General features: G+C 22.7%; 25 protein-coding genes and 6 pseudogenes. 17 read left to right on the forward strand and 14 right to left on the reverse strand.

Translation table 4 applies throughout. The features are described from left to right. Nucleotides 1-230: 230 nt before the first annotated feature. On the reverse strand, nt 231-881 hold the full coding sequence (locus tag ACXUB0_RS00900; protein WP_458257449.1) for a hypothetical protein: 651 nt from the start codon (nt 879-881) through the stop codon (nt 231-233). 134 nt (nt 882-1015) lie between these two features. Here ACXUB0_RS00900 and ACXUB0_RS00905 point away from each other — a divergent pair. Continuing rightward, nucleotides 1016-2136 (forward strand): IS3 family transposase gene (locus ACXUB0_RS00905; protein WP_458257450.1). Its coding sequence is split into 2 segments (ribosomal slippage): nt 1016-1259 and nt 1259-2136, totalling 1122 coding nucleotides; the frame shifts between segments, so codons are not numbered across the junction. A 249-nt stretch (nt 2137-2385) separates the two neighbouring features. On the opposite strand, the gene ACXUB0_RS00910 is transcribed toward ACXUB0_RS00905, so the two are convergent. Next, nucleotides 2386-2628 carry a hypothetical protein gene (locus ACXUB0_RS00910; protein ID WP_458257451.1) on the reverse strand — a complete coding sequence of 81 codons (243 nt, stop codon included), beginning with the start codon at nt 2626-2628 and terminating at the stop codon, nt 2386-2388. Nucleotides 2629-2898: 270 nt separating this feature from the next. Between ACXUB0_RS00910 and ACXUB0_RS00915 the strand changes: the two genes are divergently transcribed. After that, on the forward strand, nt 2899-3087 hold the full coding sequence (locus tag ACXUB0_RS00915; RefSeq protein ID WP_458257452.1) for an IS3 family transposase: 189 nt from the start codon (nt 2899-2901) through the stop codon (nt 3085-3087). A gap of 642 nt (nt 3088-3729) precedes the next feature. On the opposite strand, the pseudogene ACXUB0_RS00920 reads toward ACXUB0_RS00915, so the two are convergent. Further along, nucleotides 3730-4170 (reverse strand): annotated as a pseudogene (locus ACXUB0_RS00920) (transposase); the annotation flags it as partial. A gap of 224 nt (nt 4171-4394) precedes the next feature. Here ACXUB0_RS00920 and ACXUB0_RS00925 point away from each other — a divergent pair. After that, nucleotides 4395-4583, forward strand: coding sequence for a hypothetical protein (locus ACXUB0_RS00925; RefSeq protein WP_458257453.1), 189 nt, complete (start codon nt 4395-4397; stop codon nt 4581-4583). Nucleotides 4584-4757: 174 nt separating this feature from the next. Here ACXUB0_RS00925 and ACXUB0_RS00930 read toward each other — a convergent pair. Then, nucleotides 4758-5615, reverse strand: a pseudogene (locus ACXUB0_RS00930) (IS256 family transposase); the annotation flags it as partial. A 66-nt stretch (nt 5616-5681) separates the two neighbouring features. Between ACXUB0_RS00930 and ACXUB0_RS00935 the strand changes: the two are divergent. Both ACXUB0_RS00935 and ACXUB0_RS00940 read left to right on the forward strand, forming a co-directional pair. Next, nucleotides 5682-5870 (forward strand): annotated as a pseudogene (locus ACXUB0_RS00935) (transposase); the annotation flags it as partial. A gap of 76 nt (nt 5871-5946) precedes the next feature. Continuing rightward, nucleotides 5947-7067 (forward strand): IS3 family transposase gene (locus ACXUB0_RS00940; protein WP_458257454.1). Its coding sequence is split into 2 segments (ribosomal slippage): nt 5947-6223 and nt 6223-7067, totalling 1122 coding nucleotides; the frame shifts between segments, so codons are not numbered across the junction. Between the two features lie 102 nt (nt 7068-7169). Here the strand turns inward: ACXUB0_RS00940 and ACXUB0_RS00945 are convergent. Then, complete coding sequence (locus ACXUB0_RS00945) at nt 7170-7883, reverse strand: hypothetical protein (RefSeq protein ID WP_458257455.1); 714 nt, start codon at nt 7881-7883, stop codon at nt 7170-7172. Nucleotides 7884-8095: 212 nt separating this feature from the next. Between ACXUB0_RS00945 and tsaB (ACXUB0_RS00950) the strand changes: the two genes are divergently transcribed. From tsaB (ACXUB0_RS00950) to ACXUB0_RS00960, 3 genes and pseudogenes are all read left to right on the forward strand, one after another. Continuing rightward, nucleotides 8096-8677, forward strand: coding sequence for a tRNA (adenosine(37)-N6)-threonylcarbamoyltransferase complex dimerization subunit type 1 TsaB (gene tsaB, locus ACXUB0_RS00950; protein ID WP_458257456.1), 582 nt, complete (start codon nt 8096-8098; stop codon nt 8675-8677). 81 nt (nt 8678-8758) lie between these two features. Next, a pseudogene (locus ACXUB0_RS00955) lies at nt 8759-9878 on the forward strand (IS3 family transposase). A 386-nt stretch (nt 9879-10264) separates the two neighbouring features. Then, nucleotides 10265-11890, forward strand: a complete 1626-nt coding sequence (locus ACXUB0_RS00960; protein WP_458257457.1) for a hypothetical protein — start codon at nt 10265-10267, stop codon at nt 11888-11890. Between the two features lie 432 nt (nt 11891-12322). Here ACXUB0_RS00960 and ACXUB0_RS00965 read toward each other — a convergent pair whose 3' ends face one another. Then, a complete protein-coding gene (locus ACXUB0_RS00965; RefSeq protein WP_458257455.1) occupies nt 12323-13036 on the reverse strand; it encodes a hypothetical protein in 714 nt (237 codons plus the stop codon). Nucleotides 13037-13248: 212 nt separating this feature from the next. Here ACXUB0_RS00965 and tsaB (ACXUB0_RS00970) point away from each other — a divergent pair, with 212 nt between their 5' ends. From tsaB (ACXUB0_RS00970) to ACXUB0_RS00990, 5 genes are all read left to right on the forward strand, one after another. Continuing rightward, the gene (gene tsaB / locus ACXUB0_RS00970) at nt 13249-13797 is read left to right on the forward strand and encodes a tRNA (adenosine(37)-N6)-threonylcarbamoyltransferase complex dimerization subunit type 1 TsaB (protein WP_458257458.1); all 549 of its coding nucleotides are present in this window, start codon (nt 13249-13251) and stop codon (nt 13795-13797) included. A 114-nt stretch (nt 13798-13911) separates the two neighbouring features. After that, nucleotides 13912-14190 (forward strand): transposase, encoded by a 279-nt coding sequence (locus ACXUB0_RS00975; protein WP_458257459.1) that lies wholly within the window; start codon nt 13912-13914, stop codon nt 14188-14190. A gap of 41 nt (nt 14191-14231) precedes the next feature. Beyond that, entirely contained in the window at nt 14232-14423 is a 192-nt protein-coding gene (locus ACXUB0_RS00980; RefSeq protein ID WP_458257460.1) for a transposase, read from the forward strand. 47 nt (nt 14424-14470) lie between these two features. Then, nucleotides 14471-15709: an IS256 family transposase gene (locus ACXUB0_RS00985; protein ID WP_458257461.1), complete on the forward strand. Its 1239-nt coding sequence runs from the start codon at nt 14471-14473 to the stop codon at nt 15707-15709. Between the two features lie 95 nt (nt 15710-15804). Further along, complete coding sequence (locus ACXUB0_RS00990; RefSeq protein ID WP_458257462.1) at nt 15805-16404, forward strand: IS3 family transposase; 600 nt, start codon at nt 15805-15807, stop codon at nt 16402-16404. On the opposite strand, the gene ACXUB0_RS00995 is transcribed toward ACXUB0_RS00990, so the two are convergent. The 7 genes from ACXUB0_RS00995 to ACXUB0_RS01025 all read right to left on the reverse strand — a co-directional run bounded on the left by ACXUB0_RS00995 (nt 16360) and on the right by ACXUB0_RS01025 (nt 19253). After that, entirely contained in the window at nt 16360-16608 is a 249-nt protein-coding gene (locus ACXUB0_RS00995; protein ID WP_458257463.1) for an ERF family protein, read from the reverse strand. The two genes, ACXUB0_RS00990 and ACXUB0_RS00995, sit on opposite strands and share 45 nt — an antisense overlap. After that, complete coding sequence (locus tag ACXUB0_RS01000; RefSeq protein ID WP_458257464.1) at nt 16608-16787, reverse strand: hypothetical protein; 180 nt, start codon at nt 16785-16787, stop codon at nt 16608-16610. Before ACXUB0_RS01000 ends, ACXUB0_RS00995 begins: the two co-directional genes overlap by 1 nt. Nucleotides 16788-16802: 15 nt before the next feature. After that, nucleotides 16803-17009, reverse strand: coding sequence for a hypothetical protein (locus tag ACXUB0_RS01005; protein ID WP_458257465.1), 207 nt, complete (start codon nt 17007-17009; stop codon nt 16803-16805). A gap of 5 nt (nt 17010-17014) precedes the next feature. After that, on the reverse strand, nt 17015-17197 hold the full coding sequence (locus ACXUB0_RS01010; protein WP_458257466.1) for a hypothetical protein: 183 nt from the start codon (nt 17195-17197) through the stop codon (nt 17015-17017). After that, nucleotides 17187-17345 carry a hypothetical protein gene (locus tag ACXUB0_RS01015; RefSeq protein WP_458257467.1) on the reverse strand — a complete coding sequence of 53 codons (159 nt, stop codon included), beginning with the start codon at nt 17343-17345 and terminating at the stop codon, nt 17187-17189. The genes ACXUB0_RS01010 and ACXUB0_RS01015 overlap by 11 nt, the downstream gene beginning before the upstream one ends. A gap of 134 nt (nt 17346-17479) precedes the next feature. Beyond that, nucleotides 17480-17992: a hypothetical protein gene (locus ACXUB0_RS01020; RefSeq protein WP_458257468.1), complete on the reverse strand. Its 513-nt coding sequence runs from the start codon at nt 17990-17992 to the stop codon at nt 17480-17482. Nucleotides 17993-18326: 334 nt separating this feature from the next. Further along, nucleotides 18327-19253, reverse strand: a complete 927-nt coding sequence (locus ACXUB0_RS01025; RefSeq protein ID WP_458257469.1) for a hypothetical protein — start codon at nt 19251-19253, stop codon at nt 18327-18329. Between the two features lie 384 nt (nt 19254-19637). On the opposite strand from ACXUB0_RS01025, the pseudogene ACXUB0_RS01030 reads away from it, so the two are divergent. Continuing rightward, nucleotides 19638-20458: pseudogene (locus ACXUB0_RS01030) on the forward strand (ISNCY family transposase); the annotation flags it as partial. A gap of 855 nt (nt 20459-21313) precedes the next feature. Next, nucleotides 21314-21550: pseudogene (locus tag ACXUB0_RS01035) on the forward strand (ISNCY family transposase); the annotation flags it as partial. A 272-nt stretch (nt 21551-21822) separates the two neighbouring features. On the opposite strand, the gene ACXUB0_RS01040 reads toward ACXUB0_RS01035, so the two are convergent. Next, nucleotides 21823-22092: a hypothetical protein gene (locus ACXUB0_RS01040; protein ID WP_458257470.1), complete on the reverse strand. Its 270-nt coding sequence runs from the start codon at nt 22090-22092 to the stop codon at nt 21823-21825. A 659-nt stretch (nt 22093-22751) separates the two neighbouring features. Here ACXUB0_RS01040 and plsX point away from each other — a divergent pair. Together plsX and rnc are read left to right on the forward strand one after the other, a co-directional pair. Then, on the forward strand, nt 22752-23780 hold the full coding sequence (gene plsX / locus ACXUB0_RS01045) for a phosphate acyltransferase PlsX (RefSeq protein ID WP_458257471.1): 1029 nt from the start codon (nt 22752-22754) through the stop codon (nt 23778-23780). Nucleotides 23781-23808: 28 nt separating this feature from the next. After that, entirely contained in the window at nt 23809-24528 is a 720-nt protein-coding gene (gene rnc / locus ACXUB0_RS01050) for a ribonuclease III (RefSeq protein ID WP_174481262.1), read from the forward strand.

Raw genomic sequence — 24528 nt, forward strand, 5'->3', positions numbered from 1 at the left:
AATCATTAACACTAGCATTAATTAATCTTGCTCTTTCATCTGTAAATAATTCTTGTAATTCTGTATTATTATGTGTATTTCCTAAGAACCTGTTTAGGATCTTTTTTAACTTATTTTTGATTAAATTAATATCATAAATGTTATTTTATAGTTGAAAAATAAATTTTTAATCGATAAGTTGTCAAATGATAAAATCTTTTTAACAAAAAAATGACAAAGAAAATAAAATGTTAATTAACTGTCAGGTTAGAAATAATTATTCCCTTTTTTAGTTTAATTATGTTTAAAAGATTCCAAACAGGTTCTAACGGTAATAATAAAGTATTAATAATCTCACTTGCTCCGGCAATAATTGTAGGAATAGCAAAATAATTATTAAAATTATTGTTTATACCCATAGCAACACCACTACTAATCAAACAACCACCAGTTCCCATATTTGCTATTTTTCTTATATTTTGAAACCTATTAGGTATTAACTCAGTTAAACCACTAACAACATTTGCTATACCAAAACTGCTTAAAGATAAATATGTATCTCAATCTACAAAAGGTACATCAACTATTGGTTTAGGCGTTGGTGTTGGAATTGGCGGAACTGGAGGTTCAGTTGGGCATGGCGGTCAAAAACAAGGTTCATTTCTTAATAAAGAAACTGACTTATCTACATACTGAACAAACTTAGCATAATTTATTAAACCAATTGTTCCTAAACCTAAAAATATCTTTTTATAACTATTAATAACTTTATTTCTAGTAGTTGGTCTTTGATTAATATTCCATATATCAATTCCTAACTTTTTACTAAATAATAAAGAATTAATACTTCCCAAAATTGGGTCTTTTAAATATTGACCATAATAAACACTAACTCCAACCATAGCACTTAATGGACTTAATCCAATTTTTAAAATTTTAGTTAAAGTATAATTACTAGTTTGGATGGGTTACACTTTATTGGACACTAATTACGTAGACAAGTGAACAAATTAGTGAAAAGAAAGGAAGTATAATTATGGCCAATATTAACTCATATTCAGATGAATTTAAAAAACAAATAGTAGCTTTATATCAAAGCGGTAAGTCAGTGTCTTGTCTTGCTAAAGAGTACAATGTTACAAGAGCAGCTACTTATAATTGAATTAAGCAATTTACTAATTCAGGTAGTTTTAAAACTAAAGATAATCGTTCTGTTGAAGAAAATGAATTAATTAAATTAAGAAAAGAATTAAAACAATTAAGAATGGAAAATGATATTTTAAAGCAAGCAGCACTAATAATAGGCAGAAAGTAGAAATTATTGCTAAAAATAAAGTTAAATATAAAATTCGCACAATGTGTCGTTTTTTGAAAATATCTAAATCAACATATTATTTTAACTTAAAGAAAAAAGAAAATAAAATCAAAAATAATATGTATGATGAAGCTGTTATTAGTGCTTTTAAAGAAAATAAAGAAGTTTATGGTACTAGAAGATTAAAAAAAATTTTAGAAAACCAAGAAATTTATTTATCACGCAGAAAAATTAAAGAAATTATGAATAAGCATAATTTAATATCAAAATACACTAAATTATCATTCAAAAATCATCATAATAAAGTCAATAATAGTCAAATAACCAATCTTGTTAATAGAAACTTTAATAATAGGGTTAAAAATGAAGTTATTGTTAGTGATTTAACTTACGTTCAAGTTAATGGTAAATGAAACTATATTTGCCTATTAATAGACCTATTTAACCGCGAAATTATTGGACATAGTGTTGGAGTTAAAAAAGATGCATTACTAGTATATCAAGCATTTATGCAATCAAATCGATGTTTAAAAGATATCCAAATATTTCATAGTGATCGAGGTAATGAATTTAACAATAAAATTATTAATAATCTTTTATTAGCATTCAATATTACTCGATCTTTAAGCAAAAAAGGTTGTCCTTATGATAATGCTGTTGCTGAAGCAACTTTTAAAACTTTCAAAACTGAATTTATTAATGATAAAAATTTTACATCATTAATCCAATTAAAATTAGAATTATTTGATTATATCAATTGATACAACAACATAAGAATCCACAGCACTTTAAACTACTTAACTCCTATCAAATATCAAGAACAAGTGTCTACCAAAAAATAGTCATAAAAAGTGTTGCCATTCCATAATGCAAAAATTTATTCAAAAGAAGCATTTTTTAATTTATTAAAATTAAAACAAGCAAGGATTAATAAATTAAAAGTGTTTGTTTAAATTTATAAAATTTAATAAATCTAAACCTAAATAGTTAGGAATTTTTAAATTATATTAATAAAAATGTGACACAAAATACTTTATTTTTTTAATTAATGTGTTATAATCATTATAAAAATTAATAATTTATTTTATCTTTTATTTAAAGAAAATTAAATTATATCCACATTTGAAATACGTCCCATAAAAATTATGATAAGCACGATGAATAAGACTAGTTTTAGTACGAATAGTACTATTTTTCAATTTCTTATCATTAATTCCTAAATTTTTAATACCTTGACCATTACGTTTATTACTTAAAATTGCTTCCATAGGTAAAACTACATTTTTAACATAACAACCATAAAATGTTTTTTTAATATAAAAATTTTCTTCCATATATAAAACTCCCAAGATTTATTATTAATTTTACATATTATTATTAATTAATATATTATCACAAAAAAATAAAAATTATTTAAAAATAAAAACTCGGGGGTGAATTGTGTTACTTAATTGAATTGTGTTACTTAATATAAGAGATTTTATTTTTTTAAATACTAAACCATATAAATTTTTAAATCATCTGGAGGCTTTTATGTAATCTGTGTATCTTTGTTTTACAAAGTACTAGTTCAGATTAATTCTCTTCTCAAATTTTATCATAAAATGAGCAATTGCTGTATTTCAATTTTGTGGATTGGATGAATAAAGGAAAATTTACCTAAATATATTTACTTTTATAATAACCATCGACCTCAAATAAAATTAAATGGAATGAGTCCAATCGAATATCGATTGGACTCATTCCATTTTCATTTGTTCCTCTGCACGTACATGTGATGAGAAATCGGTTAAATAATATTTTTAAAAAAAGCGAAATAAAATTTAAAAATCGCTACCCTAACAAATAACTTTTTGTTAGGGTAACTAACAACGAGGTAAACTCGTTGGAGTGAGTTACGAAATAACAAGAGCAAACCCACTATTACTTGACTTCTATTAAAAATTTTTATTTAGTCTTTTTGCCAATAAAAAAACCAACACTTGCAGAAATAATTATACAAATTGTAAGAATAATCACTCATATTCATCAAGTCATATTTTAATCACCTTTCTAATTTAAATTTAATTTAATACAATTTTATTATAACACATTTTAAAATAAATTAGGATATCAAATAGTTTTTGAATGGCAACCTTTTTTAGTACTATTTTTTGGTAGACATTTGTTGTTGATATTTAACTAGAGTTAAGTAGTTTAAAGTGTTGTGAATTCTTAGAACCTGTTTAGGATCTTTTTTAACTTATTTTTGATTAAATTAATATCATAAATGTTATTTTATAGTTGAAAAATAAATTTTTAATCGATAAGTTGTCAAATGATAAAATCTTTTTAACAAAAAAATGACAAAGAAAATAAAATGTTAATTAACTGTCAGGTTAGAAATAATTATTCCCTTTTTTAGTTTAATTATGTTTAAAAGATTCCAAACAGGTTCTTATGTTGTTGTATCAATTGATGTAATCAAATAATTCTAATTTTAATTGGATTAATGATATAAAATTTTTATCATTAATAAATTCAGTTTTGAAAGTTTTAAAAGTTGCTTCAGCAACAGCATTGTCATAAGGACAGCCTTTTTTGCTTAAAGATCTAGTTATGTTGAATGCTAATAAAAGTTTATCAATCATTTTATTGTTAAATTCATTACCGCGATCGCTATGAAATATTTGGATATTTTTTAAACAGCGATTTGATTGCATAAATGCTTGATATACTAATGATGCATCTTTTTTAACTCTCCAACACTATGTCCGATAATTTCGCGATTAAATAGGTCTATTAATAGGCAAATATAGTTTCATTTACCATTTAACTTGAACATAAGTTAAATCACTAACAATAACTTCATTTTTAAGACTATTATTAAAGTTTTGTCAATATCGAATGAAAATTTCCTAAAAATATTTATCAAAAAATTAAATTATTTTGGAAAGTTACACTGTTAAATAAACACAAATTCCAAATAACCTTTAAAATTTTAATTCCTGTTTTTAATATAGGAATTTTTTTTGTATAATTTAATTAAACTTAATATAAGTTTTTAACTCATTGCTTTAATTTCAAAGTAAATGAGTTTTTATTTTGAAAGGATGAAAAAATGAATAAAAATTTACAAGAAGAATATGAATGAATTAATAAAGAATTGATAAAAATAATCATTGATAAAAATCAATTTACTTCAGAAATTATTAGTAATAGAGTTAATTTAGCTCAAACTACTATTGTTGATATTAATGAAAATTTAAAAAACAAAAGATTAGCAAATTTAAAAAAATTAGTTATTTAATATTAAAAATATTTACTTTTGGAAAAATTGATAAAAATAAAATAATTAAAGAAAAAAATGATTTTTTTATAAAAATATCAAAAGAACTTTTTGGAAATATTAAAAAAGTAAAAGAATTATATATAAGAAAATCGAGGCTTTTTAGAAATCTGTGTATCTTTGTTTTACAAAGTACTAGTTAAGATTAATTCTATCTTCAAATTTTATCATAAAATGAGCAATTGCTGTATTTCAATTTTGAATGGGCATTGTTCATTTTTTTGTTATATTTTCAATTGCTAAATAAAATATTTTCAATTCTTCCATATCATTAGGAAAAACTTTTTTATTTCTGATAACTTTTCGTAATTGACTATTAACAGATTCAATAGCATTTGTGGTATAAATTACTCTTTTAATTTCTGTTGGATAACTAATAAAAACTATCAAATTTTCTCAATTTTTATATCAAGATTTAGCAATTTGAGGATATTGTTTATTTCACTTATTTTCAAATGTTTCTAAAGCCTGCATTGCTTGTTCTTCACTACATGCAGTATAAATTGGTTTTAAATCTGCAACTAGAGATTTTCTATGCTTATATGAGACATATTTCAAACTATTTCTAATTTGATGAACGATGCATAATTGATGTTCTGTTTTAGGATAAACTGATTGTATTGCTTCTGACATTCCTGTTAAATTATCACTACAAGCAATAAGAATATCATTTAAGCCTCGATTTTTCATTTCTGTGAAATTGGCTAATCAAAATTTAGAACCTTCATTTTCACTAATTCATAAGCCTAAAACATCTTTTTTACCTTCTAAATCAACTCCTAAAGCTATATACACAGATTTGTTAATAATGCGTTTATCTTGTCGTATTTTAACTACTATGCAATCAAAATAAACAATCGGATAAATACTATCTAATGGTCGATTTTGCCATGCTTTTACATCATCAATAACATCATCAGTAATTTGACTAATAACACTTTCACTAATATCAGCACCATGATATAACTCTTGTAATTGCATTCTAATATCTGAGAACCTGTTTGGAATCTTTTATAAAATAACGTAAAATGACTATATATTTTAAGATAAGGGGTATATATGCATAAAAATTATCCAAGTCATGTTACTAAAGAACAATTTGAGAACATAAGATCAATTTTAGAAAATAGCAAAAAGAAAACAAAACCAAGAAATTTAGATTTATATGAAGTATTTTGTGCAGTTTTATATGTATTAAAAAGTGGATGTCAATGAAGAATGTTACCAAAAAATTTTCCAAAATGACAATGGATGGGTTACACTTTATTGGACACTAATTACGTAGACAAGTGAACAAATTAGTGAAAAGAAAGGAAGTATAATTATGGCCAATATTAACTCATATTCAGATGAATTTAAAAAACAAATAGTAGCTTTATATCAAAGCGGTAAGTCAGTGTCTTGTCTTGCTAAAGAGTACAATGTTACAAGAGCAGCTACTTATAATTGAATTAAGCAATTTACTAATTCAGGTAGTTTTAAAACTAAAGATAATCGTTCTGTTGAAGAAAATGAATTAATTAAATTAAGAAAAGAATTAAAACAATTAAGAATGGAAAATGATATTTTAAAGCAAGCAGCACTAATAATAGGCAGAAAGTAGAAATTATTGCTAAAAATAAAGTTAAATATAAAATTCGCACAATGTGTCGTTTTTTGAAAATATCTAAATCAACATATTATTTTAACTTAAAGAAAAAAGAAAATAAAATCAAAAATAATATGTATGATGAAGCTGTTATTAGTGCTTTTAAAGAAAATAAAGAAGTTTATGGTACTAGAAGATTAAAAAAAATTTTAGAAAACCAAGAAATTTATTTATCACGCAGAAAAATTAAAGAAATTATGAATAAGCATAATTTAATATCAAAATACACTAAATTATCATTCAAAAATCATCATAATAAAGTCAATAATAGTCAAATAACCAATCTTGTTAATAGAAACTTTAATAATAGGGTTAAAAATGAAGTTATTGTTAGTGATTTAACTTACGTTCAAGTTAATGGTAAATGAAACTATATTTGCCTATTAATAGACCTATTTAACCGCGAAATTATTGGACATAGTGTTGGAGTTAAAAAAGATGCATTACTAGTATATCAAGCATTTATGCAATCAAATCGATGTTTAAAAGATATCCAAATATTTCATAGTGATCGAGGTAATGAATTTAACAATAAAATTATTAATAATCTTTTATTAGCATTCAATATTACTCGATCTTTAAGCAAAAAAGGTTGTCCTTATGATAATGCTGTTGCTGAAGCAACTTTTAAAACTTTCAAAACAGAATTTATTAATGATAAAAATTTTACATCATTAATCCAATTAAAATTAGAATTATTTGATTATATCAATTGATACAACAACATAAGAATCCACAGCACTTTAAACTACTTAACTCCTATCAAATATCAAGAACAAGTGTCTACCAAAAAATAGTCCTAAAAAGTGTTGCCATTCCATATTTTTTAAATAATAAATAATAGTAATAAAGTGTACTAGTTTATAAACTAGTACACTTTATTTATAAATTATTTTACATTAAAAATTTGTATCTCTTAAAGCCGCTATTGGTTTATTATTTTTTTTATAAAGGATATTATTATAAAGAGTAAAAAGTAACATCAAAATTATGTATAAGATTAAAATTGCAAAGATATAAATAAAGAAAGTAGTTAAACTTTTATGAAAATCTAAAAATGGATATGGAAATGAATAATCAATTTCTGTTGTTCCTTTTCTTAAAAAACCAACAAAATTTCCTTTAGCAAGTGCATAACCTAAATATACAAACATGTAAATAGAAATAATTGGTATTCAAAGATATGTTTGTTTTCCAAGTTTTCAGTAGTATTTACCAGCAGAAAACATAAAATATAAAATCACTATCACTGGTACTATTAAATGTAATAAAAATGTATTTATAAAATTTAATATGCTAATACTATTACTACTATCTAAATTATTTATCATTGGTTTAAATAATACAGCAAAAAATACGATAAGAGTTACGGTAATATAAACAGTAATTGCTAATGAAAAGCGCCCAAAAACAAATTGTGCGCGATTGTCATGAAAACGATTTGTTAATACAAAACAAAAGAAAAGAAAAACTAAAAAATTTGACTGAATAGTAAAGGTAGAAATCATTGTTCAAATACCAACTCATGGGCCATCTGGAGTTCATAAATTATGAGGATTAGGTGTTCTAACTGTTATTGGTTTATACTCAATTAAAACTATTGCAAATTGCATTATTAGACCTATAACAGCAATAATTAGTCCAGATCAAAGTAAAAAATCAGAAAATTTACTTTTAAATCCTATATTTTTTCCTATTCCCATATGGATCAACTCACAATTCTACATTTTTTCTATTTTAATTACATTATACATGATATTATAATAAGTATGTAAGATATTAGAAAATTATTAATAGCAACTAAATGAAATAATAAGGTGATGTTATGTATCAATTATATTTAGATACAACAAATAACAAATTAACAGTGGTGATTTTGCAAGCTAATAAAATTTTAGCAAGTTCATCATTTATTGCTTGACAAAAACAAACAGAATTGGCAATTCCAACTATTACTAATTTACTTGTAAAATGTAAAATAAAATTAAAAGATATTTCAAAAGTAGTTATTGCAAATGGTCCTGGCAGTTATACTGGAATTAGAGTAGCAATTACTTTTGTCAAAACACTTAAAGTTTTGAATAGTTTTTTAACGGTTTTTACTATTAATAGTTTATTATTACAGGCAGGATTAATAAAATCAATAAGTGTTTTGTCAGCATACAATAATAAAAGTTATTTGGCAGTATGTGATAATGGAAAAATAATTATTCAGCCGCAATTAGTAGATGAAAATGCTAAAATTGGTATTATTAGTGATTTACTAGATTATAAAATAATTGAAAATTTAGAAAAGTGTAATATTGTGGAAAATTTTCAAAAGTTGTCACCATATTTTATCGAAGTAAAAAACATGGAAGATTTGCGACCATATTATATTAATGATCCATTTTCATCACATAATTAAAAAAATGGATGGGTTACACTTTATTGGACACTAATTACGTAGACAAGTGAACAAATTAGTGAAAAGAAAGGAAGTATAATTATGGCCAATATTAACTCATATTCAGATGAATTTAAAAAACAAATAGTAGCTTTATATCAAAGCGGTAATTCAGTGTCTTGTCTTGCTAAAGAGTACAATGTTACAAGAGCAGCTACTTATAATTGAATTAAGCAATTTACTAATTCAGGTAGTTTTAAAACTAAAGATAATCGTTCTGTTGAAGAAAATGAATTAATTAAATTAAGAAAAGAATTAAAACAATTAAGAATGGAAAATGATATTTTAAAGCAAGCAGCACTAATAATAGGCAGAAAGTAGAAATTATTGCTAAAAATAAAGTTAAATATAAAATTCGCACAATGTGTCGTTTTTTGAAAATATCTAAATCAACATATTATTTTAACTTAAAGAAAAAAGAAAATAAAATCAAAAATAATATGTATGATGAAGCTGTTATTAGTGCTTTTAAAGAAAATAAAGAAGTTTATGGTACTAGAAGATTAAAAAAATTTTAGAAAACCAAGAAATTTATTTATCACGCAGAAAAATTAAAGAAATTATGAATAAGCATAATTTAATATCAAAATACACTAAATTATCATTCAAAAATCATCATAATAAAGTCAATAATAGTCAAATAACCAATCTTGTTAATAGAAACTTTAATAATAGGGTTAAAAATGAAGTTATTGTTAGTGATTTAACTTACGTTCAAGTTAATGGTAAATGAAACTATATTTGCCTATTAATAGGCCTATTTAACCGCGAAATTATTGGACATAGTGTTGGAGTTAAAAAAGATGCATTACTAGTATATCAAGCATTTATGCAATCAAATCGCTGTTTAAAAGATATCCAAATATTTCATAGTGATCGAGGTAATGAATTTAACAATAAAATTATTAATAATCTTTTATTAGCATTCAATATTACTCGATCTTTAAGCAAAAAAGGTTGTCCTTATGATAATGCTGTTGCTGAAGCAACTTTTAAAACTTTCAAAACAGAATTTATTAATGATAAAAATTTTACATCATTAATCCAATTAAAATTAGAATTATTTGATTATATCAATTGATACAACAACATAAGAATCCACAGCACTTTAAACTACTTAACTCCTATCAAATATCAAGAACAAGTGTCTACCAAAAAATAGTCCTAAAAAGTGTTGCCATTCCAGTTATTTGGAATTTGTGTTTATTTAACAGTGTAACTTTCCAAAATAATTTAATTTTTTGATAAATATTTTTAGGAAATTTTCATTCGATATTGACATATTAATTATTTAATCTTGATTTTTTGTTAATAAAGTTTATTATTAATGTTAAGGATATAATTTTTATCCTTATAATTTTAATGAATATATAAGTAATTATATAAGTATTAAAATTATATATGTTGATTTAACAAAAAGTTTAATAATTGATTATATATCCTTAGTTTTATTTTATTAAAACTAAGATTTTAAGTATTTAATTAAATATGCTTAATTTAATATTATAATTATAAACACAAATAATAGGTAAAAAAGGAGTAATCATAATGACAAATTTCTTATCTTTTAGTTTTTTTAAAACTAAAAGTTTTAAAACAATAAGTTTGGCTTTGGCATTATCTCTTACTAGTAGTTTAATGATAGTTACTAATCATCAATCTAATATTAGTACTGTTAATGAGAGTAACAAACTTTCTGGGTTTCATATTACTGTTAAGGAAAATAATAAAAATTTAATTAGTGAAGATAATACTTGAAATTCAATTAATAATAATTATGAAGATTTTATTAGATTGCATAAAGAAGTAATAACAGAACAATTTAATGATTGATCAGACCTTATTAATAAGGTTAATAATAATCCAAATGATAATCTTAGTAAAGATGTTAATGAGAAATTTAAGAAACAAATTAAAAACAAAGCTAATAATATCTTGCCAGATAATGGTATTAAATATTTTACTGATAAAGTTATTGGTCGTAGTGTTGCTAAACAAAGTTTTAATGATATTGCTAGTTTTGGCTATGTTTATGTTGGTTACCATGATAATAGTTTACCAGCGCAGATTAACAATGGTATTTTTGCAACGGTAAATCCTAGGGCAGATTTTAATAATTATTTTAGTATTCCTTATATGGTTAAACCAAGCGATGATTTTTTAAATAGTCATAAAAGTGTTCAAGATCGGTTAGCAATTTTACCACTTAATAATGGTAATCCCAATGATACTAATCAACCAATGTTAGCTATTTTAGCAAAAAATAAAAATGATAAGAATGAACAATTATTAATAAATGATAAAAATGATGAAGTTTTTGATAATGGTTCAATTAGTTATGCAATATTAAATCATAAACCAGATGATCATTTAAAATCAACTATTTTTAATGTTAGTGTTAAAGATAGTGGTTATAGTAAAACTATTAAGTTAACAAATAGTAGTTCAAATATTCAATTTAGTACTATTAGTGATGAAAAAGTTAAAGAAAATCCTGTAATTGTACCTCAATATTTAGTTCAAAATAATTCACAAGATAATAAAAATACATTAATAGTTATGAATAAAGCTATTGAGAAAGCTAAAGTAAATATTAGTGATTCACAACAACATTGACTAAAATGAAAAGTTGATTCACAAACTTTACAAAAAGCAAAAAATGATTTGGGAACACCTATTAAAGATGGTGATAATTTAACTCTTAATCAAGGAAGTAATTTTCAAGTTTATTGTATAGGTTTAGATACATCTGACTTACAACGTCAAGCTGCTTCTGAACAATATATTACTGTTTATAGAAGCAATACAAAAATACCTAATTTTCCAAATTGTACTGATTTTTTTGAAAAAACTAATAATTTATTAGCGGGTTTTCAACAATATTTAACTAGTGCTACTAACAATAGTATTAAAATTGAAGATTTAAAAAATAATGCTGCTGGTGAGTTTTTATCATGATTTATTCAATATCAAGGTGATATTACTAAACAAAATTATGTTAATTATTTACAAAGTAATAATTCAGATCGTCCCTGAGATGTTAATATATCATTAACAACTAAAATGTTAGTTAATAATTGAAATATTATTATCATTTGTGGATTCATTATTAGTTTTTTAACTATAATTCCAATAGTTGTTGTTATTATTCGTAAAAAGAAATATTTAAAATAAAGTTTGTTATTTTTAAGTAGTACTTGTTAAAAAACAATATTTTATATAAAAATATAAAATGATAAGTGTAAAAAATGTTATTACTTGTTTTTTCTTTTTAGTGAGTTACAATAAAAATGGTAGTTATAAATGTTTAGAAAATATTTAGGTAATGCCGGTTTTAATTTTATATTTGACTTTAAGTCCTTGTATACTATATATGCTATACAAGGAGTTTTTATATAATTTTAAAATAAAATATATTAAGAAAAAGGAGGCAAAAAATAACAAAATAATATTTAAAAAAAATAATACAATTTCAAATTTTTACTTTTCACAAATATATATTCCTCCCTACAATTATTTTTCTATTATATTTTTTAAATAATAAATAATAGTAATAAAGTGTACTAGTTTATAAACTAGTACACTTTATTTATAAATTATTTTACATTAAAAATTTGTATCTCTTAAAGCCGCTATTGGTTTATTATTTTTTTTATAAAGGATATTATTATAAAGAGTAAAAAGTAACATCAAAATTATGTATAAGATTAAAATTGCAAAGATATAAATAAAGAAAGTAGTTAAACTTTTATGAAAATCTAAAAATGGATATGGAAATGAATAATCAATTTCTGTTGTTCCTTTTCTTAAAAAACCAACAAAATTTCCTTTAGCAAGTGCATAACCTAAATATACAAACATGTAAATAGAAATAATTGGTATTCAAAGATATGTTTGTTTTCCAAGTTTTCAGTAGTATTTACCAGCAGAAAACATAAAATATAAAATCACTATCACTGGTACTATTAAATGTAATAAAAATGTATTTATAAAATTTAATATGCTAATACTATTACTACTATCTAAATTATTTATCATTGGTTTAAATAATACAGCAAAAAATACGATAAGAGTTACGGTAATATAAACAGTAATTGCTAATGAAAAGCGCCCAAAAACAAATTGTGCGCGATTGTCATGAAAACGATTTGTTAATACAAAACAAAAGAAAAGAAAAACTAAAAAATTTGACTGAATAGTAAAGGTAGAAATCATTGTTCAAATACCAACTCATGGGCCATCTGGAGTTCATAAATTATGAGGATTAGGTGTTCTAACTGTTATTGGTTTATACTCAATTAAAACTATTGCAAATTGCATTATTAGACCTATAACAGCAATAATTAGTCCAGATCAAAGTAAAAAATCAGAAAATTTACTTTTAAATCCTATATTTTTTCCTATTCCCATATGGATCAACTCACAATTCTATATTTTTTCTATTTTAATTACATTATACATGATATTATAATAAGTATGTAAGATATTAGAAAATTATTAATAGCAACTAAATGAAATAATAAGGTGATGTTATGTATCAATTATATTTAGATACAACAAATAACAAATTAACAGTGGTGATTTTGCAAGCTAATAAAATTTTAGCAAGTTCATCATTTATTGCTTGACAAAAACAAACAGAATTGGCAATTCCAACTATTACTAATTTACTTGTAAAATGTAAAATAAAATTAAAAGATATTTCAAAAGTAGTTATTGCAAATGGTCCTGGCAGTTATACTGGAATTAGAGTAGCAATTACTTTTGTCAAAACACTTAAAGTTTTGAATAGTTTTTTAACGGTTTTTACTATTAATAGTTTATTATTACAGGCAGGATTAATAAAATCAATAAGTGTTTTGTCAGCATACAATAATAAAAGTTATTTGGCAGTATGTGATAATGGAAAAATAATTATTCAGCCGCAATTAGTAGATGAAAATGCTAAAATTGGTATTATTAGTGATTTACTAGATTATAAAATAATTGAAAATTTAGAAAAGTGTAATATTGTGGAAAATTTTCAAAAGTTGTCACCATATTTTATCGAAGTAAAAAACATGGAAGATTTGCGACCATAGTATATTAATGATCCATTTTCATCACATAATTAAAAAAATGGATGGGTTACACTTTATTGGACACTAATTACGTAGACAAGTGAACAAATTAGTGAAAAGAAAGGAAGTATAATTATGGCCAATATTAACTCATATTCAGATGAATTTAAAAAACAAATAGTAGCTTTATATCAAAGCGGTAAGTCAGTGTCTTGTCTTGCTAAAGAGTACAATGTTACAAGAGCAGCTACTTATAATTGAATTAAGCAATTTACTAATTCAGGTAGTTTTAAAACTAAAGATAATCGTTCTGTTGAAGAAAATGAATTAATTAAATTAAGAAAAGAATTAAAACAATTAAGAATGGAAAATGATATTTTAAAGCAAGCAGCACTAATAACAGGCAGAAAGTAGAAATTATTGCTAAAAATAAAGTTAAATATAAAATTCGCACAATGTGTCGTTTTTTGAAAATATCTAAATCAACATATTATTTTAACTTAAAGAAAAAAGAAAATAAAATCAAAAATAATATGTATGATGAAGCTGTTATTAGTGCTTTTAAAGAAAATAAAGAAGTTTATGGTACTAGAAGATTAAAAAAAATTTTGGTAATGTTTAGTAATCTGTGTAACTTACAAAAATAACTATGTTTAATTAATTCTATAATAAACCTAGAAAGAGTGAATTACAGATGGCTAAAAAGCAAAATATTAATAATAATGATCCAATATCAAAAGCAGTAGATTTATTATTAGAAAATACTGAAGATTTAACAACAGTTTTTAAAGAGGGAGGTTTGTATAAAGAATTAACAAAAAGATTAGTAGAAAAAATGTTGAATTCTGAGATGCAAAATTATTTAGGATATGATAAGAATCAACATAGTAATAGTGACAATGCTCGTAATGGTATAAGTTCAAAAAAATTAATAACTCAACAAGGTAAAATTGAGATTGATGTACCACGAGATCGCAATAGTAATTTTAATCCTGTAATAATTGCAAAAAGACAAAGAAGATTTGATGGTTTTGATCAACAAGTTCTTTCTTTATATGCAAAAGGTATGACATTATCAGATATTAGAATGCAATTACAAGAGTTATATCATGGTGCTGATATTAGTGAAAGTGTTATTAGTCAAATTACTGATGATGTTATTGATGATGTAAAAGCATGGCAAAATCGACCATTAGATAGTATTTATCCGATTGTTTATTTTGATTGCATAGTAGTTAAAATGCGACAAGATAAACGCATTATTAACAAATCTGTGTATATAGCTTTAGGAGTTGATTTAGAAGGTAAAAAAGATGTTTTAGGCTTATGAATTAGTGAAAATGGAGGTTCTAAATTTTGATTAGCCAATTTCACAGAAATGAAAAATCGTGGCTTAAATGATATTCTTATTGCTTGTAGTGATAATTTAACAGGAATGTCAGAAGCAATACAATCAGTTTATCCTAAAACAGAACATCAATTATGCATCGTTCATCAAATTAGAAATAGTTTGAAATATGTCTCATATAAGCATAGAAAATCTCTAGTTGCAGATTTAAAACCAATTTATACTGCATGTAGTGAAGAACAAGCAATGCAGGCTTTAGAAACATTTGAAAATAAGTGAAATAAACAATATCCTCAAATTGCTAAATCTTGATATAAAAATTGAGAAAATTTGATAGTTTTTATTAGTTATCCAACAGAAATTAAAAGAGTAATTTATACCACAAATGCTATTGAATCTGTTAATAGTCAATTACGAAAAGTTATCAGAAATAAAAAAGTTTTTCCTAATGATATTGAAGAATTGAAAATATTTTATTTAGCAATTGAAAATATAACAAAAAAATGAACAATGCCCATTCAAAATTGAAATACAGCAATTGCTCATTTTATGATAAAATTTGAAGATAGAATTAATCTTAACTAGTACTTTGTAAAACAAAGATACACAGATTTCTAAAAAGCCTCAAAATTTTAGAAAACCAAGAAATTTATTTATCACGCAGAAAAATTAAAGAAATTATGAATAAGCATAATTTAATATCAAAATACACTAAATTATCATTCAAAAATCATCATAATAAAGTCAATAATAGTCAAATAACCAATCTTGTTAATAGAAACTTTAATAATAGGGTTAAAAATGAAGTTATTGTTAGTGATTTAACTTACGTTCAAGTTAATGGTAAATGAAACTATATTTGCCTATTAATAGACCTATTTAACCGCGAAATTATTGGACATAGTGTTGGAGTTAAAAAAGATGCATTACTAGTATATCAAGCATTTATGCAATCAAATCGCTGTTTAAAAGATATCCAAATATTTCATAGTGATCGAGGTAATGAATTTAACAATAAAATTATTAATAATCTTTTATTAGCATTCAATATTACTCGATCTTTAAGCAAAAAAGGTTGTCCTTATGATAATGCTGTTGCTGAAGCAACTTTTAAAACTTTCAAAACTGAATTTATTAATGATAAAAATTTTACATCATTAATCCAATTAAAATTAGAATTATTTGATTATATCAATTGATACAACAACATAAGAATCCACAGCACTTTAAACTACTTAACTCCTATCAAATATCAAGAACAAGTGTCTACCAAAAAATAGTCCTAAAAAGTGTTGCCATTCCATATTTTCTGAATTATCTGAATGTAAAATTAATATATTTAATTCTCTACACAATACTTTTAATTTATTAAAAATATCACTTAATAATCAATATTTATAATTACCATGAGTATTAAAACCATTTTTAGGTGTACTACCAATTTCTAATTGTAATTTAAGTATTTTTTTATATAAATTATTCATTATTTATCACTCTTTCTATTTATTGCATTTTTAATTAAACCTCTTATAAATTTTGTAATTGTAATATTTTTACTTTGACAAAAATCTTTAATTTCTTGTTTTTTAATATCAGAAACACGAATTCTTATAAAATTATTTAATAATATTTTATCTTTTGAAATTTTATTTCTAGGTGTCATATTTATTCATCTCCTTTAACCTTTAAAAACTCTTTTATAATCAATAATTGCTTGTTCTAATTTATTTACATCTTCATATGTAAAATAATCATTATAAGTTTTTAAATCACCATCATCATCAATTGTAATTTCTCAATTTTCATATTTACTATTAAATTCTTCTTGTAATTCTTCAAATTTTTCTATTAATTTCATTGCATTTTGTAATTCTAATTGATTCATTTTTTTTACACTCCTTTAAAATTTTCTAATTGTAATTCATTAATATAATATTCATATAAATAATCTCAATTATCACTTGTTAAAAACATATCGTTTTCAATCATGTCATTAATACATTTATTACAATAATATGTATTTTCTAATTCACTAAATCAAATATATTTTTCATTATGAATATTACATTTCATTTTTTTCACCAATTAATTTATAAAAACATTTATTACAAGTTTGATTTGCAAATGATGAATTTTTATTACATATATCACATGAACCAAATATTTTTTCAATTTCTTCATATTTTAAATATATTCTTTTATCTTCTTTTAAATTCAACATAAATTAATTCTCTCTTTCTATAATTTTTAATATTTCTTGTATTTCAATATATTTTTGATTTTTTAGTAATTTTTCATTACATAATTTTTTTATTAATTCTATTTTTTCAACATTTAATAACATATTAATTTCCTTTAATACTTTAAATAAAATATTTTTTCATTATGAGTATTTATATCTTTCATTGGTGTAACAATATAATTAATCGCTAAATCATTATCTTTATATGGATTATTTATTTTAAAACTTTTCATATATTGTTCTCATGTAATGTTATATTTAAAACATTTTTGATTTTTATCATTTGTAAAAATATAATAACCATTATATTGTTCATTAAGTTTTTCATCACAAGCTATTAATTCATTTTCATTTGTAGTAATATCTGAAATATTTTTTATATATTTTAAAATATCACTACCTTTAATACTTTCAATATCTTTTGTAATTGATTTTTTACCTAATTTATAATTAAAATCTTCAATTATTTTTAATGTTATTTTTTTATTTTTTTCATCAATAGTAGTATATTGTTTAGGAAATCATGTTTCATATTGACCAACTTCTAATAATATGCCACCTTTATTTTTTTCATCTTTATATGTTTCTCTAATTTTAGTTTTCAAATCTAAATTAACATTAATCATTACGAATCCTTTCTACGTATAAGCCTTATCACCTATAGTGATAAAAGGCTTATATACTTACTAACTAATACTACTACTATACGTAAGGCTTATGCTACTGTAAGTAGCAAAGCCTTGGAGGGTAGGGGTTCTAGGGGAAGGGAACCAAAAAATATCAAGTTGTAAAAGAGCATGACAAAAATTACTATTTGCAAATTCCTATACAATAGCTTTTATAATTTTTATTAAATTTGGAATAATTAATTACTTTAATAAAGTATAGGTTTAATAAAATAATTAATTATAATTGTTCAACAATTAAAAATGAGAGTTTTATCTCTCATTTAATTTCTTATTAAACCGTATCCAAGTTTGCAATGCGCCCTTTAAATGGTTCAATAGGAATTTTTTTAATTTTAAAATCATTTATTGAATTACTTTTTTGACTTTGGATTATATTTAAAATTGTATTTCTTGATCAATCAGCAATTGCTGAGGTAAAAAATGTCGTTAAAATAGTATCAATGAATGTTGTGAAATAGTTTTGTTTATTTTGAAATATTCCATAAAGATAATCTTCTGATGTATATTCTTGCTCATCAAAAATATATGTAGAAATTATTCTTTGTGCATTTTTTCCAGTAAATGCAATATAAACTAGTAGTAATCCTAACAATAAATTAGGTAATGTTTTTTTAATTTTGGCACTTATTGAAATATTGCTAGACGAAGTAGGAATATCAATAAGTTTTTGCATATATGTTAAATACTGATATAACTTTAATAAATTATCATAATTAATATTAATACTTAATTCTTGATTAAATGAGGTAATATTTTTTATAAACATATCTATATTATTAATAGAATTTATAGCAACGTTTTCTAAATAATAATAATATTTTAGATTTGATTTTTCGCCTCCTTTAACTTTGATAGGAGAGGAATCTAAAAGTTTATTATTCTTTAGGTCATCTGATAATTTGTCAATGTTTTCATATTTTTTAACGTGTTTATATAATTTATTATTTTTAATTAAAAATATTTCAAAAATAATTTGACTATTTGGAAAGACAGTTCTTTTCGTTCAATATTTAAAATCATTTTTGTTTTTGTCATAAATTGTCATATAGGATTCATAAATAAGTGAATCAAGTTCATTAGATTTATTTCTAATTTCAGTTTTATATTCTCATTCTCCTTTATTATTTTTTCATTTCTTTGTTTTTCCACCAAACCTATTGTTATTTTTTGTTAATTTTATTTTTTTTAAATTTCTCATTTTTACTCCTTTTTAATTATAAAAGTTTTATTTAATATATTAATTTGTTATTAATAACAGTAGTTATATATTTTAAAAAGGATCATATTACAAGATCCTCAAAAGCAGTAGTATTAATTTTTTTGAATTAGTTTTACTATAACAATTTATAAGTATTTTAAAATCATATCCAAAAAATTACTGTTTATAAGTAAAGTTTTTAGTTGTGTTATTAATTTTTTCCCAATACCTTCTTAGATATATAATAAGAAGTAACTAAATTCTAAAGTTTTTAAAATAAAATACAATAAAAATTATTTTTATGTCATTATTTAGTGATAATTTCCTATTAGTTATCGAGTAAAAATTTCCCAAAAGTGAAGTTAAATATACTTGGTGATAAATATGGAAAGAAGCATGACTATGAAAGAAAAATATAAATATAAGATTATAAACGACATTACTATTAAAAAATTATCTAAGCATCAAGCTAAAAGTAAACTTAACTTAACTATTAGAAGAATTAATCAATTAATTCAAATTTTTAATAGAGAAGGTAAAATTGGTTTTATTCATAAATCACGTAATAAAATTTCTAATAAAGCAACAAATATTAAAATTAAAAATGAAATTATAAACTTGTATAAAACCAAATATTATAATTTTAATTTTCAACATTTCCATGAGAAATTAATTAATGAAGAAAAAATTAAAATTTCATATAGCACACTTTATACTATATTAATTAAAGAAAAACTCACTTCACCAAAAAAACATAAAAATAAGAAAAATAACTTACATCCAACAAGAAATCGTAGAACAAATTTTGGTGAATTAATTCAAATGGATGCCAGTAATCATCATTGATTTGGTAATGATAAACCAAAAGCATTTTTACATGCTGCAATTGATGATGCTACAAGCAATATTGTTGGGCTATGATTTGATCATCAAGAAACATTAGATGGTTATTATAATGTCTTTTATCAAATTTTAACTAAATATGGCATACCAAAAGCATTTTATACTGATAACAGAATAGTTTTGGATATAAGAAAAAAATCGATGCGGGTAAAATAAACACAGAAAATGACACTTATACTCAATTTCAAAAATGCTGTAATGATTTGGGTGTTGAAATAATTAGAACTTCAATTCCACAAGCTAAAGGTCGAATTGAACGCTTATTTGGAACACTTCAAAGTCGATTAATTAGCGAACTAAGAACCTGTTTGGAATCTTTTAAACATAATTAAACTAAAAAAGGGAATAATTATTTCTAACCTGACAGTTAATTAACATTTTATTTTCTTTGTCATTTTTTTGTTAAAAAGATTTTATCATTTGACAACTTATCGATTAAAAATTTATTTTTCAACTATAAAATAACATTTATGATATTAATTTAATCAAAAATAAGTTAAAAAAGATCCTAAACAGGTTCTAAGACTTAATAAAATTAAAACTTTAGAAGAAGCTAATCAATTTCTTAAAACGTACATAAACTTTTTTAATAAACAGTTTGCTTTTCCTATTGATGATAATAAATCTGCTATGATTAAAGCTCCTACACAAGAAGAAATAAATATTTATCTTTCAAGATTTTCTAAAAGAAAAACAGATAGTGGTTCAACTATAAGAACCTGTTTGGAATCTTTTAAACATAATTAAACTAAAAAAGGGAATAATTATTTCTAACCTGACAGTTAATTAACATTTTATTTTCTTTGTCATTTTTTTGTTAAAAAGATTTTATCATTTGACAACTTATCGATTAAAAATTTATTTTTCAACTATAAAATAACATTTATGATATTAATTTAATCAAAAATAAGTTAAAAAAGATCCTAAACAGGTTCTAAGAACCTGTTTGGAATCTTTTAAACATAATTAAACTAAAAAAGGGAATAATTATTTCTAACCTGACAGTTAATTAACATTTTATTTTCTTTGTCATTTTTTTGTTAAAAAGATTTTATCATTTGACAACTTATCGATTAAAAATTTATTTTTCAACTATAAAATAACATTTATGATATTAATTTAATCAAAAATAAGTTAAAAAAGATCCTAAACAGGTTCTAACATATTATAGTAAAAAATATTTTCCTTATAAAAATAACAAAGTTCAATATATACAACCTAGAACTGATGTAATTGTACTTAAATCATTTATTAATGACTTATATCTTAGTTACAATAATCAAATGTATGAACTAAAAGAAATAGCTTTAAAACCAATTATCAAAGAAAATTTAATAAAAACTAAAAAAGTTTATATACCCAATAAAAATCATCCTTGAAGATATGGATATTAATAATTCCTAATTAAAGTTATATAAGATTTACATTTTGTGAATACTATAAACCATATAAATTTTTAAATCATTTGTATATGAGCAAATTTGGTGACCTAAAATTGATTTTAAATATAAAAGAAATTGTAATTGCAATCTATCGTTTTTACATTTGTGGTAAGTTTGATTTATTCGGATTTATTAATAAATTATTTAAAGTTGCATTATTAATTTTATTAACATCTATATTTATTTCACTATTTGATTTTCTTATATATAATTCTTTTACTTTTTTAATATTTCCAAAAAGTTCTTTTGATATTTTTTATAAAAAAATCATTTTTTTCTTTAATTATTTTATTTTTATCAATTTTTCCAAAACTAATTTTTTTAAATTTGCTAATCTTTTGTTTTTTTAAATTTTCATTAATATCAACAATAGTAGTTTGAGCTAAATTAACTCTATTACTAATAATTTCTGGAGTAAATTGATTTTTATCAATGATTATTTTTATCAATTCTTTATTAATTCATTCATATTCTTCTTGTAAATTTTTATTCATTTTTTCATCCTTTCAAAATAAAAACTCATTTACTTTGAAATTAAAGCAATGAGTTAAAAACTTATATTAAGTTTAATTAAATTATACAAAAAAATTCCTATATTAAAAACAGGAATTAAAATTTTAAAGGTTATTTGGAATTTGTGTTTATTTAACAGTGTAACTTTCCAAAATAATTTAATTTTTTGATAAATATTTTTAGGAAATTTTCATTCGATATTGACATAAAAATTATTTTTAATTAACTTTATTTTTATTTTTATGAATAATAATCAATTTAATATTTTTTTAATTCTTTGATTATTTTTGATTTTAGTAAAATTATGATAAGATATTTTTATATTTATATTAGTTTTTTGCTTTTAAAGTTTTTTTATTAATAAAATAAATAAAAGGGTTTTGGTCTTTAAAAAAACTGGTGTAAATAAAAACAATTATTTAGAAAATCAATATCAAAATAATTAGAGATAAATTGTTTTTTAACTTTTTACTAGCAAATAATGAAATATTCATATTTAAAAATAAATAAATAAATGCAGTATTAGTTGGATTGTTAATCTTAAGGAATTAAAAAAATTAACGTATAATTAAACTATCAATAATTATAATATAATATTATTTAAGGTTTCTTAAATTATTTTTTGTTTTTAGGAGGAACTATGAAAATTGCTTTTGATGTAATGGGTTCAGACCATGGTAGTTTGCCCGCTATTGCTGCAGCGTTAGAAGTTATTAAAGAATTCAAAAACGTTGAAATTTGTTTAGTTGGTGATGAAAAACAAATTAATGAAAACTTGCAGATTTTATTAAAAAATAAGCCATTATCATCAAGAATAACAATACTAGCAACAACCCAAGTAATAACTATGAATGATGGTCCACTCGCTGGTATTAGAATGACTGATTCTTCTATGAATCAAGCCATTCAGTTAGTTAAAAATAAAAAAGCAGATGGGATTCTAACTTCTGGTTCAACTGCTGCCTATCTTGGTGCTTGTCATTTTTTATTAGGCGAAATCAAAGGCATTAAACGTCCGGCATTCATGCCAATTATGCCTACTTTAATAAAAGATCGACAAGTAGTATTATTGGATGTTGGAGCAAATATTGAAAACACTGTTGATGAATTAATTAATTTTGCATTAATGGGTCATATTTATTGTCAAACTATTCAAAATATTTCACGTCCTAAAATTGGTTTACTAAATATTGGTATTGAAGAAAGCAAAGGTCCAGAAGTAACTAAAACAACATATGCTAAACTAAAACAATTAACACAAAAAAGTGAAAAGTTAAGTTTTTTAAATTTTCACGGTAATATTGAACCACGAAATGTTTTAAGTGGTGATGTTGATATTATTATTTGTGATGGTTATTCAGGTAATATTGTTTTAAAATCAGTTGAAGGCATGGCATCATTATTATTTACATTAATTAAAAATGGTTATAAAAAAAATTTATGAACTAAATTTTTAGGTTTAATGTCAATTGGTATTTTTAAAAATATTAAAAAGACTTTTGATTATAAGAATACAGGTGGTGCTCAATTAATAGGTATTAATGGCATTGCTTTTAAAGCACATGGATCTAGTGATAAAAAATCTTATTATAGTACTTTAAAACTTTTAATTCGTGCTATTGAGCAAGATGTTACTAATAAAATAGCTAAAAAAATTCAAGAATTATAATTTATAAATAAGTATTAAGGAGAAAAATATGATTAATATTGAACATATTTTAAAATCGAGTATTTTAGAAAAAATTAAATCTAATCGTAATTATCGTGAAGCATTTACTCATCGTTCTTTTTCAAACGAACATAATTTAGATTATTCATATGAGCGATTAGAATTTTTGGGTGATTCGATTTTAGGGGAAAATATTTCAACTTACATTTGACACTTATTTCCAAATAAAGATGAGGGACAATTAACAAGTTTACGTAGTAAAGCAGTTAGACAAGAAACATTGGCAGCAGTGGCAATTGCTCTAGGATTACAAGATTATTTATTTTTGGGAAATGGTGAAAAAAATACAGGTGGACAACAACGCGAAAGCATTTTATCAGATGTTTTTGAATCATTTCTTGCTGCAGTATATCTTGATTTAGGAAATAGTGCAGTGAAAAAAATCTTAGACTTAACCTTATTTGAATTAATTAAAACTAATCAGTTAGAAACAATTATTGATTATAAAACTAAATTACAAGAATTAGTACAGGCAGAAAAAAGAGATCCTATTAATTATAAAACTATGGAACAAATTAAAAAAGATAATATTACTTATTTTATTGTTCATGTGTATTTAGATAATAAAATACTAATGGGGAAAGGAGTAGGAACAAATAAAAAGAAAGCTGAGCAAGAAGCAGCAAAGTCAGCTTTAGCAAAACTGTCAAAATCTAATTTATTAATAAGTGATCATAAGAAGGGATAA

The organism is Spiroplasma endosymbiont of Dactylopius coccus, assembly GCF_977110965.1.